The sequence below is a fragment of the Variovorax sp. Varisp36 genome (assembly GCF_047304235.1).
Lineage (GTDB): Bacteria > Pseudomonadota > Gammaproteobacteria > Burkholderiales > Burkholderiaceae_C > Variovorax.
In genome coordinates this window covers 1-16,300 of record NZ_JBGLYU010000075.1, presented here as the reverse complement: position 1 = coordinate 16,300, position 16,300 = coordinate 1, and the positions used below count along the sequence as shown (strand labels likewise).

Here is a 16,300-nt window from a genome sequence, read left to right as displayed (position 1 = left end):
GGGATGGGGGCCAAACTGGCCCTATGTGTGGGCTAAACCCCCCCGCCCCGGCGCTCACCGGGCGCGCCCCATTATGGGGCCCACCCCACCCCACCCCCCGCCGGCCGCCCCGCCCCGCGCGATGAGGTGGTCGAGGGCGGTGGGTAAACTGCTGGGGGTCGTCTTTGTCGTCACAGCGCCATTCTCCCTCCTCGCATGAGCCCCGCCGCGCCCCCCTCCTCCGCTTCCCGCCGCACCGTCCTCGTCACCGGCGCGGGCCGCAGGCTGGGCCGCGAGATCGCGCTGGCGCTCGCCGCGGGCGGCTGGCAGGTGGCGGTGCACTACCGCAGTTCGCGCACCGAGGCCGAGCAGACGGTGGCCGACTGCGCCGCGCTCTCGGGCGATTCGGCGCTCTTCGCGGCCGACCTCGAGGACGAACAGGCCACGCGCGCCCTGCTGCCGCGCGTGGTCGCGCGCTTTCGCGGCGTCGATGCCGTGGTGCACAGCGCCGCGCTGTTCGAGCACGACGAGGCCGCCACCTTCAGCTACGCACTCATGGAGCGCCATGCGCGCAGCAACACCGGCGCGGCAATCCTGCTGGCGCATGCCCTGCACGAGCACTTGGCGGCCCGCGACGCGCAAGGCGCGGTGGTCCATCTGCTCGACCAGAAGCTCTGGAACCCGAACCCCGACTTCCTGAGCTACACACTTTCCAAGGCCGCGCTCGAAGCCGCCACGCCGATGCTGGCGCTGGCCCTTGCACCGCGCGTGCGCGTGGTCGGCGTGGCGCCCGGCCTTACGCTGGCGAGCCACATGCTGGACGACGACAGGTTCGCGCAGCTGCACAAGCTGTCGCCGCTGGGCCGCTCCTCCACCCCGGACGACGTGGTCGCCACGGTGAGGTTCGCGCTGGAGAACCGCTCGATCACCGGCACCACGCTGCTGGTGGACGGCGGCCAGCACCTGATGAAATTCGAGCGCGATTTCTCGCTCATGTGAGCACCACCATGTCCATTCCCATGCCCGTGCAAGGCCGCCAGACACTCACCCTCCAGGGCCTGCGCTTCGACGCCAACCTGGGCATCCTCGAGCAGGAAAAGACGGCGCCGCAGCCGATCCTGGTCGATGCCGAGCTCAGCCTCGGCCCGCAACCGCTGCTGCCGCAGGACGACGACATCTTCCACGTGCTCGACTACCGCAAGGTGCGCCGCATCATCATCGAGGAGTGCACCGCCGAGCACGTCAACCTGCTCGAAAGCCTGATCGGCAAGCTGGTGCAGCGCCTGCTGCAACTGCCCGGCGTGCTGGGCGTGCGCGTGAAGATCGCCAAGCTCGAAATCTTCGACGACTGCGAGGTGGCGATCCGCATGGAAGCCGGGGAATGGTGATCCGGGGCAAAATCCCCCTTTTCCCCCCAAGACATTGCTGCCCATGAACGCCGTCTGGATCGACGAGGCGCCCGCCGCCGCCGACGCCACTGCCAATTCCCTGAAGATCGAGCGCGAAACGCACAAGCTCGAAAAGCGCCTGTGCCGCCAGGTCGGGCAGGCCATCGTCGACTACAACATGATCGAAGAGGGCGACAAGGTCATGGTGTGCGTCTCGGGCGGCAAGGACAGCTACGCGCTGCTCGACATCCTGCTCAAGCTGAAGGCGCGCGCGCCGATTCACTTCGACATCGTCGCGGTCAATCTCGACCAGAAGCAGCCCGGCTTTCCCGAAGAGGTGCTGCCCAGGTATTTGAGCGACCTGGGCGTGGACTTCCACATCGAGAACCAGGACACCTACAGCATCGTCAAGCGCGTCATTCCAGAGGGCAAGACCACCTGCGGCCTGTGCAGCCGGCTGCGCCGCGGCATCCTGTACCGCGTGGCCGACGAGCTGGGCGCCACCAAGGTCGCGCTGGGCCACCACCGCGACGACATGCTGCAGACCTTCTTCCTCAACATGTTCTTCGCCGGCAAGCTCAAGAGCATGCCGCCCAAGCTGGTGAGCGACGACGGCAAGCACGTCGTGATCCGCCCGCTGGCCTACGTGGCCGAGAAGGACACGGTGCGCTGGGCCCAGCACCGCGAGTTCCCGATCATTCCGTGCACGCTGTGCGGCAGCCAGGAAAACCTGCAGCGCAAGCAGGTAGGCGAAATGCTGCGCGAATGGGACAAGAAGTATCCCGGCCGCGTGGAGAACATGTTCACCGCGATGCAGAACGTGGTGCCTTCGCACCTGCTCGACGGAACGCAGCATGACTTCAAGGGTCTGAAGGCAACGGGCGTGGCGAACGACGATGGCGACAAGGCCTTCGACCCGCCTTCCTTCGATTTGCTCTCCCAGGCACCTGCCGCCCTGCGCATCGTCCAGGGCTGAACGGGCAACCCAGGGGAATTTTGGGCTTCAGCGCCCGGAGACCCTCATGAAATCTGCGTTCTCGGCTCTTCTTCTTGCCGCAAGCCTGACGGGCTGCGCCACCTCCTGGGTGGTCGACAGCGACGTGAAGAGCTTTTCCTCCATCGGCACCGTGGCCCCCGGCGCCACCTACCGCTTCGACCGCCTGCCCTCGCAGCAGGCCGACGGCGCGCGGCAGGAATCGCTCGAAGCCATGGCCGGCGCCGCGCTCGACAAGGTCGGCCTGCGCCGCGACGATGCCAGGCCCCAGTACACCGCGCAGATCGGCGCGCGCGTGACGGCAGGCCTCTCGCCCTGGGCCGATCCGTGGCTCTACAACGGTCCCTGGGGCTACGGTTACGGCGGCTATGGCAACTACGGCCGGCGCTGGTACGGCGGCGGCTGGTATGGCGGCCCGATGTTCGCGCCGCCGGCCAACCCCTGGTACGAGCGCGAGGTCAGCATCGTGCTGCGCGAGGCAGGCTCCAACCGCGTGGTGTACGAAACTCGCGCCCGGAACGACGGCCCTTACACCTCGAGCACGGCGATCCTGCCGGTGATGTTCCAGGCCGCGCTGCAGGGCTTCCCGAACCCGCCGCAGGGCGAGCGCCGGGTCAACATCGAGCTGCCGACGGCGCAGGCCCGGAAGTAGCGCCTTCTAGAATTCCTCGGATGGAAGAAGCCACCCGCCTGATCGCCGTTCGCCACGGCGAAACCGCCTGGAACGTCGACACCCGCATCCAGGGCCAGCTCGACATCGGGCTCAACGCCACGGGCATCTGGCAGGCACAGCGCGCCGGCAGTGCGCTGGCCGACGAGCCCATCGGCGTCGTCTATGCCAGCGACCTCTCGCGCGCCTGGCAGACCGCCGAGGAAATCGCCAGGCCCCACGGCCTGGCCGTGCAGCCCGAGCCGCGCCTGCGCGAGCGGGCCTTCGGGAACTTCGAGGGCCTGAGCTTTGCCGAGATCGAAGCCACGCTGCCCGTGCAGGCCAGGCTCTGGCGCGAGCGCGATCCCGAATTCGAGCCCGAGGGCGGCGAGAGCCTGCTGATGTTCCGCGACCGTGTGACTGGCGTGGCCGCCGAACTGGCGGCGCGCCATCCGGGCGAACTGGTGGTTCTGGTCGCGCACGGCGGCGTGATGGACGTGCTCTACCGCGCCGCCACCCGCCAGGAGCTGCAGGCGCCGCGCACCTGGCAACTCGGCAATGCCGCGATCAACCGCATGCTTTGGACGCCGGAAGGCTTCAGCCTCGTGGGCTGGAGCGACACCGCCCATCTGACGGCAGGTGACGCGCTCGACGAGACGACGAGCTAAGCATCGCTCTTCACGATGCGCTGTGTGTGTTGTCCGAGGTGCGCCCTTCGCACACGCCCCCGAATCCCTCAAGCGTGCGAAGCAGCCCCATGGCCCGCTTCCGCCTTCGCCTCGTCCGGCAGATTCACCATCGGCCCCGTCCCGCTGTAGCGGTCCAGCGCGAGGTAGATCGCCGGCGTGATGTACAGCGTGATCACCTGCGAGAAGATCAGCCCGCCCACCACCGCCACGCCCAGCGGCTGGCGCAGCTCGGCGCCGGCGCCCAGGCCCAGCGCGAGCGGCAGCGCGCCCATCAGCGCGGCCAGCGTGGTCATCATGATCGGCCGGAAGCGCAGGCGGCAGGCCTCGCGGATCGCGTCCACCGGCTGCAGGCCCTCGGTGCGCTGCGCATCGAGCGCGAAGTCGATCATCATGATCGCGTTCTTCTTCACGATGCCGATCAGCAGCAGGATGCCGATGGTCGCGATCAGCGTCAGGTCGAAGCCGAAGAGCTTCAGCGAGATCAGCGCGCCCACCGCCGCCGAAGGCAGCCCGGCGAGGATCGTGATCGGGTGGATGTAGCTCTCGTACAGCACGCCGAGCAGCACGTAGATCACGAGCACCGCCAGCACCAGCAGCACCGCCTGGCTGGACTGCGAACTCTGGAACACCGCCGCGTCGCCGCCGTAGGTGGTGATGATCGAGGGCGGCATCTTCAGCTCGTCCTTGAAGCGGTCGATCTTCGCGGTCGCGTCGCCCAGCGGCACGTCGGGCGCGAGGTTGAACGACACCGTCACCGCCTGCAGCTGGCCCTGGTGGTTGACCGCGGTCGGCCCCACGGTGCGCTTGACGGTCGAGAAGGCCGACAACGGCACCAGCCTGCCCGTGGTGCTGCGCACTGACAGGCGCGAGACGTCTTCCTCGAACTGGCGATCGTTGTCGGCCGCCGAAAGGATCACCTGGTAGGTGTTGCTCGTGCCGTAGATGCTGCCGATCTGGCGATCGCCGTAGGCGTTGTAGAGCGCGGTGCGCAGGTCGCCCACCGCCACGCCGAGCACGCCGGCCTTGTCGCGGTCGATGTCGAGCGTGGCCTGCAGGCCGCGGTTCTGCGAGTCGCTGGTCACGTCGCGGAAAGCCGGGTCGGCGCGCATGCGCTCCATGAGCCGCGTGGCCCACGGCACCATCTCGCCCGCGTTCACGCTCTGCAGCGTGTACTGGAAGCGCGCCTTGCTCTGGCGTCCGCCCAGGCGCAGGTTCTGCACCGGCTGCATGTAGACGGCAATGCCGGGGATCTCGCGGAAGCGCTGGCGCAGCGATTCGAGCACCTTCGCCATTGGCGGGCGCTCGCTGCGCGGCTTGAGCACCGCGAACAGCCGCCCGGAGTTCTGCGTGGCCGTGGGACCGCCCACGCCGACGAAGGAGCTCACATAGTTGACGCTCGCGTCGTCCTTGAGGGTGGCGGCCACGCGGTCCTGCAGCGCCTTCATGGCGCTGAATGAAATGTCCTCAGCAGCCTCGGTCGTGATCTGGATCTGGCCGATGTCCTCCTCGGGGAAGAAGCCCTTCGGGATGGTCGCGAACAGCCAGCCGGTGACGACGAAGGTCAGCCCCGCGATCGCCAGCATCACCTTGCGGTGCATCAGCGTCCAGCCGAGCGAGCGCATGTAGGTTGCGTGCACCGCGCGGTAGCCGCGCTCGAAGGCTCGGCCGATGGCCGTGCCCGGCTCGGGATGCTCTTCTTCGTGATCGAGCGCGCCCGCACGGCGCGGCACCTGCTTGAGCAGCCGGCTCGCGAGCATCGGCACCAGCGTGAGCGACACCACGGCCGACACCAGCACCGCCAGCGCCACCACCACCGCGAACTCGTGGAACAGCAGGCCGATCACGCCGGGCATGAAGAAGATCGGGATGAACACGGCCACCAGCGAGATCGAGATCGACACGATGGTGAAGCCCACCTCGCGCGCGCCGCGCAGCGCCGCCGCGAACGGGTCCATGCCCTTCTCGACGTAGCGCATGATGTTCTCCAGCACCACGATGGCGTCGTCCACCACCAGCCCCACGGCCAGCGTGATGCCGAGCAGCGAGATGTTGTCCAGGCTGTAGCCGAAGGCATAGAGCAGCGCCACCGCGCCGATCAGCGAAATCGGAATGGTCACGGCCGGGATCAGCGTGGCCACCAGCCGGTGCAGGAACAGGAAGATCACCAGCACCACCAGCGCGATGGTGCCCAGCAGCGTGAGCTGCACGTCGTGCACGGCCTCGCGGATGGAGATGGAGCGGTCGTTCACCATCTGGATCTCGACCGACTGCGGCAGCTCCGCCTTGAAGCGCGGGATGAGCGCGCGCACCGCATCGACCACCTGCACGGTGTTGGCGTTGGGTTGGCGCTGCACGGCCAGCGAGATCGAGTCCTGCCCGTTGAAGCTGCTCGCGGTCTTCACCGACTCGAAACTGTCCTCGATGGTGGCCACTTCGTCGAGCCGCACCGGCGCGCCGTTGTGCTGGCCGACGATCAGCTTGGCGAAGTCGGCCGCCTTCAGGAGCTGGCGGTTGGCCTGGATGGTGAGCGTCTGGCGCGGGCCGTCGAGCACGCCGACCGGCGTGTTGGCGTTGGCCGAGTTCACGGCCTTGGCCAATTCGTCGAGCGTGATGTTGCGCGCGTTGAGCAGGTCGGCATTGGCCTTGATGCGCACCGCGAAAGCCTTGCGGCCGTACACGCCCACCTGCGCCACGCCATCGATGGTCGACAGCGTGGGCGAGATCAGGTTCTCGGCGTAGTCGTTGAGCTCCGACGGGTTCATCGACGGCGAGATCAGCGCGATGAACAGCACCGGCGCGTCGGCCGGGTTGACCTTGCGGTACGAGGGCAGCTGCGTGAGCTCCTGCGGCAGCTGGCGCTGGGCGCGCAGCAGCGCGGCCTGCACGTCGACCGCGGCGGCGTCGATGTCGCGGCTGCTCACGAATTCGAGCGTGATCGAGGACACGCCCTGCGTGTTCACCGAACTGATGGTCTGCAGGCCCGGGATGGTGGAGAACTGCTTTTCGAGCGGCAGCGCCACCGAACTCGCCATGGTGTCCGGACTCGCGCCCGGCAACTGCGCATTGACGTTGATGACCGGTGTGTTGTAACTGGGCAGCGCGGCGACGGGGATGCTGAAGTACGCGAAGATGCCGACGACCACGGCCGCCGCGGACAGCAGCACCGTCATCGCCGGACGGCGGATGCAGAGCTCCGAGATGTTCATGCGCGTTCCCGCTGCGGCGGCTTGATGTCGGCGCCGTCGGAAGAAGCGGCGCTGCCGGGCGTGACGCCGGTGGTGCCGTTGCCCGTTGCGCCAGGCGCACCCGGCGCCTTGGCATCGACGCGGACCTTGCCGCCCGGGCGCACGTTCTGGCTGCCCTCGATCACCACCTGCTCGCCCGGCTCCACGCCGCTTACCGCCACATTGGTGCCGAAGGTGTGCAGCGTCTTCACCTTGCGGCGCGTGGCGGTCTTGCCCCCGTCGACCACATAGAGCGAAGTGCCGTCGGACAGCATCATCAGCGCCGCGGCCGGCACTACGGTGGCGCCGTTGAGCGTGCGCACCGTGATGCGCGTGCCCACGAACTGGCCGGGCCACAGGCTCTGGTCGGCATTCGCGAACACGGCCTTGGCGCGCACCGTGCCGATCTGCGGGTCGACGGTGTTGTCGACGAAGTCGAGCGTGCCGCTCAGCGGCGCCTTGCCGCCGGTGACGACGGCCTCGACCTTGGCGTGCGTGCGCGCGGCTTCCAGCAGATCCTGCAGGTTGCCTTCGGGTACCGGGAAGCTCACGGCAATCGGGTCGAGCTGCGTGATGGTGACGAGCGACAGCGTCGGCTGCACCAGCGTGCCCGGGTAGATGTTGACGGCGCCGATGCGCCCGGCGATGGGCGCGCGCAGCGTTGCGTAGCCCAGCGCTACCTGCGCCGACTGCACGGCCGCGCGGTCGGCGGCCACGGAGGCGCGCTGAGCCTGGAGCTGCGAGAGCGTGGCGTCGGCCGCGCTCTTGGCGATGAAGTTCTGCGCCACGAGGTCCTGGCTGCGCTTGTACTGGCGCTCCAGGTCGGCCATGGTGGCCTCGTCCTTCTGCTGCTGCGCGCGGGCGCGGGCGAGGTTGGCCTGGTCGTTGCGGTCGTCGAGCGTGAAGAGCAGCTGGCCGGCCTTGACGAACTGGCCTTCCTTCACATGCACCGCGCTCACCGTGTTCGTCACCTGCGGACGCAGGTCGACGCTGTTGAGAGACACCACGCTGCCGTTGACCTGCACCGTCACCGGCACGTCCTGCTTCTGCGCCGTGGCCAGCGTCACGAGTGCAGGTGCGCCGCCGCTGCTGTTCGCGGCCGGAGCCTTCGCGTCCTTGCCGGCAGACTTGTCCCCGGACATGCTCCACCACCCGCCCGCGACGGCTACGATCAACACGCCCGCAAGGGCGACGGCGACATTTTTCTTCATGGGTTCTTTGTGCACTTTGGGCTGACAGCGGCTATTGGATCAGCGGCCGACTCCCGGTGTTCGTGGCCCCCGTAAAGAAATGTAAAGCCAGTCAACCGAAAGCCCCACACTACCTGCTGTGGCCGGCGCCGGGGAACCGCACCCCCTCGCTAAAATCGCCGCTCCACAGCCTCTGGATAAACCCCATGAACCGCTGCAAGACACCCACGAATGCTCTCACCTTCATAGCGCTTTGCACAGCAGCCATTGCTGCGGCAGGCCTTTTTCCGCTCACCGCCAGCGCGCAGGACGAAGTGCCCCGGCCGCAGACCCAGAACGAATCGCTCGTTGGGGGCCGCAATTTCCCCATCGGCACCCTGCGCGGCAAGTTCACGGTCCTCAACGCGCCCGACGTCGACCTCGACGGCCATGCCGATCGGCTGGGGGCCGGCGCGCGCATCCGGAGCCCGCAGAACATGCTGGTCATGCCCGGCGCCATCACCGGCCAGAAGTACCTGGTCAACTACACGCGCGATGCCGCCGGCCTGCTGCGCGAGGTCTGGATCCTCACGGCCGACGAAGCCTCGGCCCCACGCGAATCGCTGAACAAGCCGTTCCTGAACATCTGGCCGTTCACCTCGAACGACACCGTCAACACGCAGTAGGCAAAGACGGCGGCGCGGGGCCCATGCGCTGCCCGCCGCCGAGCCCTCCCCGTTGTTGCGGAGGGCATGAGAGAGAACTCCCCATGAAAAAAGTATTCATCAAGACCTTCGGCTGCCAGATGAACGAGTACGACTCGGACAAGATGGCCGACGTGCTCAACGCCGCGCAGGGCTACGAGCCCACGCAGAACGTGGACGAGGCCGACCTCATCCTGTTCAACACCTGCTCGGTGCGCGAGAAGGCACAGGAAAAGGTGTTCTCCGACCTCGGCCGCGTGAAGCACCTGAAGGCCAGGGGCGTGAAGATCGGCGTGGGCGGCTGCGTGGCGAGCCAGGAGGGCGAGGCCATCATTGCGCGCGCGCCGTACGTCGACATCGTGTTCGGCCCGCAGACGCTGCACCGCCTGCCCGAGATGCTCAACGACCGCGAGCGCCTGAACCGCCCGCAGGTGGACATCAGCTTCCCCGAGATCGAGAAGTTCGACCACCTGCCGCCCGCGCGCGTCGAGGGCGCGACGGCCTTCGTGTCGATCATGGAAGGCTGCTCCAAGTACTGCAGCTACTGCGTGGTGCCCTACACCCGCGGCGAGGAGGTGAACCGCCCGCTCGACGACGTGCTGGTCGAGATCGCCGGCCTGGCCGAGCAGGGTGTGCGCGAGATCACGCTGCTGGGCCAGAACGTGAACGCCTACCGCGGCAGGATGGGCGACACCGCCGAGATCGCCGACTTCGCGCTGCTGATCGAATACGTCGCCGAGATCCCCGGCATCGAGCGCATCCGCTACACCACGAGCCACCCGAACGAGTTCACGCCCCGGCTGATCGAGGCCTATGCCAAGGTGCCGCAGCTCGTGAGCCACCTGCACCTGCCGGTGCAGCACGGCAGCGACCGCATCCTGATGGCGATGAAGCGCGGCTACACCGCCATGGAATACAAGAGCACGGTGCGCAAGCTGCGCGCCATTCGCCCCGAGCTCGCCCTGAGCAGCGACTTCATCGTCGGCTTCCCTGGTGAGACGGACGACGACTTCAACAAGATGATGAAGCTGATCGACGACTGCCAGTTCGACGCCAGCTTCAGCTTCATCTTCAGCCCGCGCCCCGGCACGCCCGCCGCCGCGCTGCAGGACGACACGCCGTATGAAGTGAAGCTCGCTCGCCTGCACACGCTGCAGGCCGTGATCGACGTCAACGTGAAGCGCTTCGGCCAGGCGCTGGTCGGCACCACGCAGCGCGTGCTGGTGGAAGGCGCCTCGCGCAAGGACGCGAACGAACTCATGGGCCGCACCGCCTGCAACCGCGTCGTCAACTTCGAAGGCGACGCGCGCCTCGTCGGCCAGATGGCCGACCTGCGCATCACGCGCTCGCTGGCCTACACGCTGCGCGGCGAGGTCGTGACGAGCGAATCGCCGATGCCGGTGCTCGCCCACTGATGGCGAAGCGACCGTCTACCCGGGGCTCGTTCCAGCAGCTCCTGCTGTTTGCCTTCCTGCTGATCACCGCGCTGCTGGTCGGCGTGGCGCTGCGTTCGGTGCTGCAGTACGACGCGCTGATGACGCAGAGCCGCGACGCGGCCGCGCGCGCGCTGCGCCTGTCGGGCGCGGCCCAGTCGCTGGCCGAGCGCAGCGCGGCCATGGAGCGCGCCGGGCGCCAGTCGCTGGTGCTCAACGACGCAGTGCTGCGCCGCCGCTTCGACGACGCTGCGCGCGAGGCGCACCAGGTGCTTGAGCGCCTGGAGAAGAACGGCCTGGCGCCCGCCGGCATCGAGATGTGGCGCACCCAGCTCGGTGTGATCGAGGGCCTGATGAGCGGCAACGCCGACAGCGCCCTGGCCCGCGAGAGCACGATGGCGATGCAATTCCGCGAACTCGACGCGCTCAACACCAATCTTGCGCAGCAGGCGCAGTTCCTGATCGAAACGCAGAACGACGCGCTGGCCAGGCGCATCGAGAACGCGCGCCGCCGGCTGATGCGCGAAGTGGTGGCCGCCAGCGTGCTTGCCGTGTCGCTGGCGCTGGCCTTCGGCATCTGGCTGGCTCGGCCGTTCAAGCGGCTGGAGCACGCCATCGTCGGCCTCGGCCAGAACCGGCTCGACGAGCCCATCGACATCCGCGGCCCGGCCGACGTGCGGCGCGTGTCGCAGCAGCTCGAGTGGCTGCGGCTGCGCCTGACTGAGCTCGATGCCGACAAGGCGCGCTTCCTGCGCCACGTGTCGCACGAGCTGAAGACGCCGCTGGCCGCGCTGCGCGAGGGTGTCTCGCTGCTCGAAGACGGAGTGACCGGTCCGCTGAACCCGGCGCAGCTCGAGGTTGCGCAGATCCTGCAGCAGAACACCGTGTCGCTGCAGGGCCAGATCGAGGCGCTGCTGCGCTTCAACGCCGCCGCCTTCGAGGCGCGCGAACTGCGCCGCGAGCGCACCGAGCTGCTGCCGTTGATTGAGGAGCAGATCGAGGCCCAGCGCCTGCAATGGCAGTCGCATGGCCTGCGCGTGCGGGCCGAGGGCGACCCCATCGCGATCACGGTCGACCGCACCAAGCTCGGCACCGCGATCGCCAACCTGCTGAGCAACGCCATTCGCTTTTCGGTAACGGGCGGTGTCATCACCCTGGTGGTATCGGGGACGCCCGAGGCAGTGCACATCGACGTCAACGACGCCGGGCCGGGCATCGCCGAGGGCGACCGCGACCGGATCTTCGAACCTTTCTTCCGCGGCGAGCGCCAGCCCGAGCACACGGTGAAAGGCACGGGCATCGGACTTTCCATCGTGCAGGAGTACATTGCAGCCCACGGGGGCCGCATCACCCTGCAGCCGGGCGGACCCGGTGCTCGCTTTCGCATCGAACTGCCGCGCACGGCCTGACCACCCTGGCGTCTCCTCTCCAACACTGCCTCACCGCCTCGCGTCCTTTCTTCGACCCATGTCTTTTTCGTTCGTCCGCCGTTCCTCCTTCGCCGGGGCGATGACCGTGCCTTTCGTCCTGCTGCTGGCCGCCTGCGCCACGCAGCCCAAGCCGCCCGCGGAGGCCGAGGCGCTGCCGCCGCCGCCGGTCGTGCCGCGCGTGATGCCGGTGGAGGCTGAGCCGAAGGCGCCGGCCACGCAGCCCGCCTCGTCGCTCTTTACGTTGATGACGCAGGGGCCGCAGGCGGCCATGCTGTCGTATGCCGACAAGGTGCGCCCGCTGAACGGCGCCGACCTGAGCACGGAAATCTCCCGCATCGGCGACCCGGGCGATTCGCCCACCACGCAGATGCAGCTGGCGCTGCTGCTCTCGCAAACCCGCGTGCCGGCCGACCTGGCGCGTGCCCTGGGCCTGCTGCAGCGCGTGATCGCCAACCCCGCACCCGAGGCCCAGGCCCTGCACCCGCTGGCACGAGCCCTGGCCGCGCGCTACGTGGAGCAGCGCCGCGTCGAGGACGATCGCGACAAGCAGGTGCAGCAGCTGCGCGACAGCCAGCGCCGCATCGACCAGCTGAACGACCGCATCGAAGCGCTGCGCGCCATCGAGCGCAGCTTCGCGCGGCCCAACACGGCGCCCGCAGCACCGGCGGCGCCCAACGGAAGCAAACCGACCCCATGAGCACTACCGGCGCCCGCCTCCTCGTGGTCGACGACGACCCGGACATGCTGCGGCTGCTCTCGATGCGGCTCAGCTCGGCGGGCTACCAGGTCACGGCCGTCACCTCGGCCGAGACTGCGCTCACGCAGCTCGAGATCGAACACCCGCAGCTCGTGCTGAGCGACGTGCGCCTGCCCGGGCGCGACGGCCTCCAGCTCTTCGACGAGATCCGCAAGCGCCATCCCTCGCTGCCGGTGATCCTGCTCACCGCGCACGGCACCATCCCCGACGCGGTCGAGGCCACGGCGCGTGGCGTGTTCACCTACCTCACCAAGCCCTACGACGGCCGTGAGCTGCTCGACAAGATCGCGCAGGCGCTGGCGCTCGGCGCGCCCGCCACCACGCCGAGCAAGGCCGGCGACGACAGCTGGCGCTCCGAGATCGTGAGCCGCAGCAACCGCATGGCCGAGCTGCTGGCCGAGGCGCGCATGGTCGCCAAGTCGGACGCCTCGGTGCTGCTGCGCGGCGACTCGGGCGCCGGCAAGGAAATGCTCGCGCGCGCGATCCACAAGGCCAGCGCGCGTGCCGACAAGCCCTTCGTGGCGGTCAACTGCGGCGCCATTCCCGAAGCGCTGCTCGAGTCGGAGCTGTTCGGCCACATGAAGGGCGCCTTCACCGACGCCCATGCCAACCACAAGGGCCTGTTCCAGCAGGCCGACGGCGGCACGCTGCTGCTCGACGAAATCGGGGACATGCCGCCCGCGCTGCAGGTCAAGCTGCTGCGCGTGCTGCAGGAGCGCGCGGTGCGCCCGCTGGGCGCGAGCCAGTCGATCCAGGTCGACGTGCGCATCGTCTCGGCCACCCATCGCGACCTCGACGCCGCAATGGAGGCCGGCCAGTTCCGCGAAGACCTGTATTACCGCCTGAACGTGGTGACGCTCACGCTGCCACCGCTGTCGGCGCGGCGCGAGGACATTCCGCTGCTGGCCAACCACTTCCTGCAGCGCCTGTCGACCAAGTACGGCAAGCGGCTGTCGGGCTTCGCACCCGAGGCGCTGAAGGCGCTGACCACGGCCGCCTGGCCGGGCAACGTGCGCCAGCTGTTCAACGTGGTCGAGCAGGTCTGCGCACTGTCGAGCTCGCCGCTGATTCCTCTGGCGCTGGTGCAGCGCGCGCTGCGCGTGCCGACGGTCGAGGTCCAGACCTACGCCGAGGCCAAGCAGCGTTTCGAGCGCGACTACCTCGTCGGCCTGCTGAAACTGACCGACGGCAACGTGGCCGATGCGGCCCGCCTGGCCGATCGCAACCGCACGGAGTTCTACCGGCTTCTGCAGAAGCACGAACTCACGCCAGGCCACTTCAAGGCCGACGCTGTCGCTCCTGGCGGGGACCCTGTCGCCGAGTAGCGACGCCCCTAAGTCATTGATTTATATAGCCAATCCCTACCCGCCCAGGAGGCTTGTCGGGATTCGGCGACAAAATGAGGGGTTTGGAGGCCTTCCGGCAGCCTCCTCCCGCGAAAAACACCTCCGGATCGGTCCAAGTCGTTGATCTGAAAGCGTTTTTTCAGCCTGGCACAGGGTTTGCCCCTGTACTGGCATGACAGCACTAACCAGCCCATCTTTCGCACTGCGCCAGCAGCGCGACGGCCTGCGTCAAAAGCAGTTTTCCTCCTCGCGGCCCCGTGCCGCGGGCCATTCGCTCGCCGCGCTCGCAAGCGCTGGCGGCGCCGAGCCGGATTGCGTGATCAAGCGCTTTCCTGCCATTGGCGACACCCCTTCCCTCGACAAGCAACGTTGGTAAATCACATGAAGCCGAACGACTTCTCCCAACTGAACGTGCTGGCCGACACCGATTTTTCGCACCGCAGCGCGGTTCGCGAGGAACGCCATCCCAATTCGGTCACCGCCCCGCCAGTCAACCGCGGTTCGATGACGCCCCGCCCCTGGCGCGGTTTCTGGAACAGCATCGGCACCGCCCTGCTGGTCAGGCTCGGTGCCGGCGGCAAGCGCCAAAGCGCCGGCCCGGCCGAAGCCCGCCAACCGTGGCAGCGTGCCGCAGCCCAGCGACGCAACGCGTTCATGCTGCTCACCGTGCTGAGCACCGTGATCGCCTCGACGCTGTTCGCCGGCGTGCAACCCGACTACGACAACGTCTGGCTCGAATACGGCCAGATCGGCCTGTACGGCCTGCTCTCGGGCTGGGTCGTGACCGGCTTCGTGACCGCGCTCATGGGCTTCTACGTCTCGGTACGCGGTGACAAGCACGCCCTGTCGGCGAAACAGGTGGCCAACCACCCGATGAACCCCGAGGCCCGCACCGCGATCATCATGCCGATCTGCAACGAAGACGTTGCCACGGTATTCGCCGGCCTGCGCGCCACCTGCGAATCGGTCGCCTCCACCGGCCACGCAAAGCAGTTCGACGTGTTCGTGCTGTCCGACAGCTACAACCCCGAGACCGCCGCCGCCGAGCGCGCCGCCTGGGAAGACCTGCGTGCCGCCCTGGCCGAGAGCCCCAACCAGCCGCAGGTCGAGGTGTATTACCGCCTGCGCACCCGCCGCACGCACCGCAAGGCCGGCAACGTGGCCGACTTCTGCCGCCGCTGGGGCAAGGACTACCGCTACATGGTCGTGCTCGACGCCGACTCGGTGATGAGCGGCGACTGCCTGACCTCGATGGTCAAGCTGATGGAAGCCAATCCCACCGCCGGCATCATCCAGACCGCGACGCAGGCCATCGGCCACGTCACGCTGCATGCCCGCGCACAGCAATTCGCTTCCCGCGTGACGGGCCGCCTGTTCACGCTGGGCATGCAGTTCTGGCAACTGGGCGAATCGCACTACTGGGGCCACAACGCGATCATCCGCGTCGAACCCTTCATGAAGCATTGCGCGCTGGCCCCGATCAAGGGCACCGGCGGCATGTCGGGCGGCATCATGTCGCACGACTTCGTCGAAGCCGCGCTGATGCGCCGTGCCGGCTACAACGTGTGGCTGGTGTCCGACCTCGTTGGCAGCTACGAGCAGCAACCGCCGGACCTGCTGGCCGAACTGCAGCGCGACCGCCGCTGGTGCCAGGGCAACCTGCAGAACGCCCGCCTGATGGCCGAGCCCGGCATCCACCCGGTGCACCGCGCGATGTTCGTGACCGGCACCATGGCCTACGTCTCCGCCCCGCTGTGGCTGGCCTTCCTGACGCTGGGCACCGCCCTGTGGCTCAGCGGCTCGAGCCTCGTGTCGAGCTGGAGCGTGCTGCCCGCCGAACTGGCCGGCCTGTGGGTCTGGACCCTGTGCCTGCTGTTCCTGCCGCGCGTGCTGGGCATCGCTGCCGTGCTGATGCGCGGCGAGCAACGCCAGTACGGCGGTGTGTGGGGCCTCGTGAAGAGCTCCATGATGGAAAGCGGCCTCGCCATCGTGCAGGCCCCGGTCCGCATGCTGGCCCACTCGCTGTTCGTGCTGGTCGCCCTCACCGGCATCAAGCTCGACTGGAAGTCGCCCCCGCGCGAAGCCGCCGCCGTGCCGTGGAAGGTCGCCGCGTCGCAGCTGGCCCCCATGACGCTGGTGATCGCCATGCTGGCCGTCGGCGTCGCGATGATCGACCCGAGCGCGCTGATCTGGCTCATGCCCGTCGGCCTGCCGCTGCTGCTGGCGATCCCGCTGACGGTGCTGACCAGCCAGATCGCACTGGGCACCACGCTGCGCGATCGCGGCTTCCTGCTGATTCCAGAGGAATCGCGCTCGCCGGCCGTGCTGCGCCGTGCGTGGATGCATGCGGTTCGCCTCGCGCGGCCTGCTGCACTGGCAACCGCCTGATGCGCTGAAGACACAGCGCCCCGAAGCCGGCCTCAGGGTCGGCTTTTTTCATGGCGGGCATGCAGGTCGCGCTGACGTGCACGCAGCCGCCGAGGCGCAGCAGGTCTACGAAGTGCAGCCCTGAAGACAGAAGGCCCGCCGGTGCGAACC

The 16,300-nt window shown here is 68.3% G+C and carries 13 protein-coding genes; 11 read left to right on the top strand and 2 right to left on the bottom strand.

Annotated elements, in window-relative coordinates:
- Positions 1–195: 195 nt before the first annotated feature.
- Genes ACCD11_RS27640 through ACCD11_RS27620 form a run of 5 tightly spaced genes read left to right on the top strand, consistent with a single transcriptional unit; the run spans position 196 to position 3,678 of the window.
- Complete coding sequence (locus ACCD11_RS27640; protein WP_413316253.1) at positions 196–978, top strand: SDR family oxidoreductase; 783 nt, start codon at positions 196–198, stop codon at positions 976–978.
- A gap of 8 nt (positions 979–986) precedes the next feature.
- Positions 987–1,367: a dihydroneopterin aldolase gene (locus tag ACCD11_RS27635; protein ID WP_007831468.1), complete on the top strand. Its 381-nt coding sequence runs from the start codon at positions 987–989 to the stop codon at positions 1,365–1,367.
- 43 nt (positions 1,368–1,410) lie between these two features.
- Positions 1,411–2,343 (top strand): tRNA 2-thiocytidine(32) synthetase TtcA, encoded by a 933-nt coding sequence (gene ttcA, locus ACCD11_RS27630; protein ID WP_413316251.1) that lies wholly within the window; start codon positions 1,411–1,413, stop codon positions 2,341–2,343.
- Between the two features lie 46 nt (positions 2,344–2,389).
- Positions 2,390–3,013 carry a DUF4136 domain-containing protein gene (locus tag ACCD11_RS27625; protein WP_413316249.1) on the top strand — a complete coding sequence of 208 codons (624 nt, stop codon included), beginning with the start codon at positions 2,390–2,392 and terminating at the stop codon, positions 3,011–3,013.
- A gap of 20 nt (positions 3,014–3,033) precedes the next feature.
- Complete coding sequence (locus ACCD11_RS27620; RefSeq protein WP_413316247.1) at positions 3,034–3,678, top strand: histidine phosphatase family protein; 645 nt, start codon at positions 3,034–3,036, stop codon at positions 3,676–3,678.
- A 68-nt stretch (positions 3,679–3,746) separates the two neighbouring features.
- Here ACCD11_RS27620 and ACCD11_RS27615 read toward each other — a convergent pair whose 3' ends face one another.
- Complete coding sequence (locus ACCD11_RS27615; RefSeq protein WP_413316245.1) at positions 3,747–6,905, bottom strand: efflux RND transporter permease subunit; 3,159 nt, start codon at positions 6,903–6,905, stop codon at positions 3,747–3,749.
- Positions 6,902–8,065 (bottom strand): efflux RND transporter periplasmic adaptor subunit, encoded by a 1,164-nt coding sequence (locus ACCD11_RS27610; RefSeq protein WP_413316255.1) that lies wholly within the window; start codon positions 8,063–8,065, stop codon positions 6,902–6,904. The genes ACCD11_RS27615 and ACCD11_RS27610 overlap by 4 nt, the downstream gene beginning before the upstream one ends.
- 254 nt (positions 8,066–8,319) lie before the next feature.
- Between ACCD11_RS27610 and ACCD11_RS27605 the strand changes: the two genes are divergently transcribed.
- From ACCD11_RS27605 to mdoH, 6 genes are all read left to right on the top strand, one after another.
- The gene (locus ACCD11_RS27605) at positions 8,320–8,778 is read left to right on the top strand and encodes a hypothetical protein (RefSeq protein ID WP_007831453.1); all 459 of its coding nucleotides are present in this window, start codon (positions 8,320–8,322) and stop codon (positions 8,776–8,778) included.
- Positions 8,779–8,861: 83 nt separating this feature from the next.
- A complete protein-coding gene (miaB, locus tag ACCD11_RS27600; RefSeq protein WP_413316243.1) occupies positions 8,862–10,211 on the top strand; it encodes a tRNA (N6-isopentenyl adenosine(37)-C2)-methylthiotransferase MiaB in 1,350 nt (449 codons plus the stop codon).
- On the top strand, positions 10,211–11,638 hold the full coding sequence (locus ACCD11_RS27595; protein ID WP_413316241.1) for a sensor histidine kinase: 1,428 nt from the start codon (positions 10,211–10,213) through the stop codon (positions 11,636–11,638). The genes miaB and ACCD11_RS27595 overlap by 1 nt, the downstream gene beginning before the upstream one ends.
- A gap of 58 nt (positions 11,639–11,696) precedes the next feature.
- The gene (locus ACCD11_RS27590; RefSeq protein ID WP_007831449.1) at positions 11,697–12,356 is read left to right on the top strand and encodes a hypothetical protein; all 660 of its coding nucleotides are present in this window, start codon (positions 11,697–11,699) and stop codon (positions 12,354–12,356) included.
- Complete coding sequence (locus ACCD11_RS27585) at positions 12,353–13,741, top strand: sigma 54-interacting transcriptional regulator (RefSeq protein WP_007831448.1); 1,389 nt, start codon at positions 12,353–12,355, stop codon at positions 13,739–13,741. Before ACCD11_RS27590 ends, ACCD11_RS27585 begins: the two co-directional genes overlap by 4 nt.
- 402 nt (positions 13,742–14,143) lie before the next feature.
- Positions 14,144–16,150: a glucans biosynthesis glucosyltransferase MdoH gene (mdoH, locus tag ACCD11_RS27580; RefSeq protein ID WP_007831446.1), complete on the top strand. Its 2,007-nt coding sequence runs from the start codon at positions 14,144–14,146 to the stop codon at positions 16,148–16,150.
- Positions 16,151–16,300: the final 150 nt, after the last annotated feature.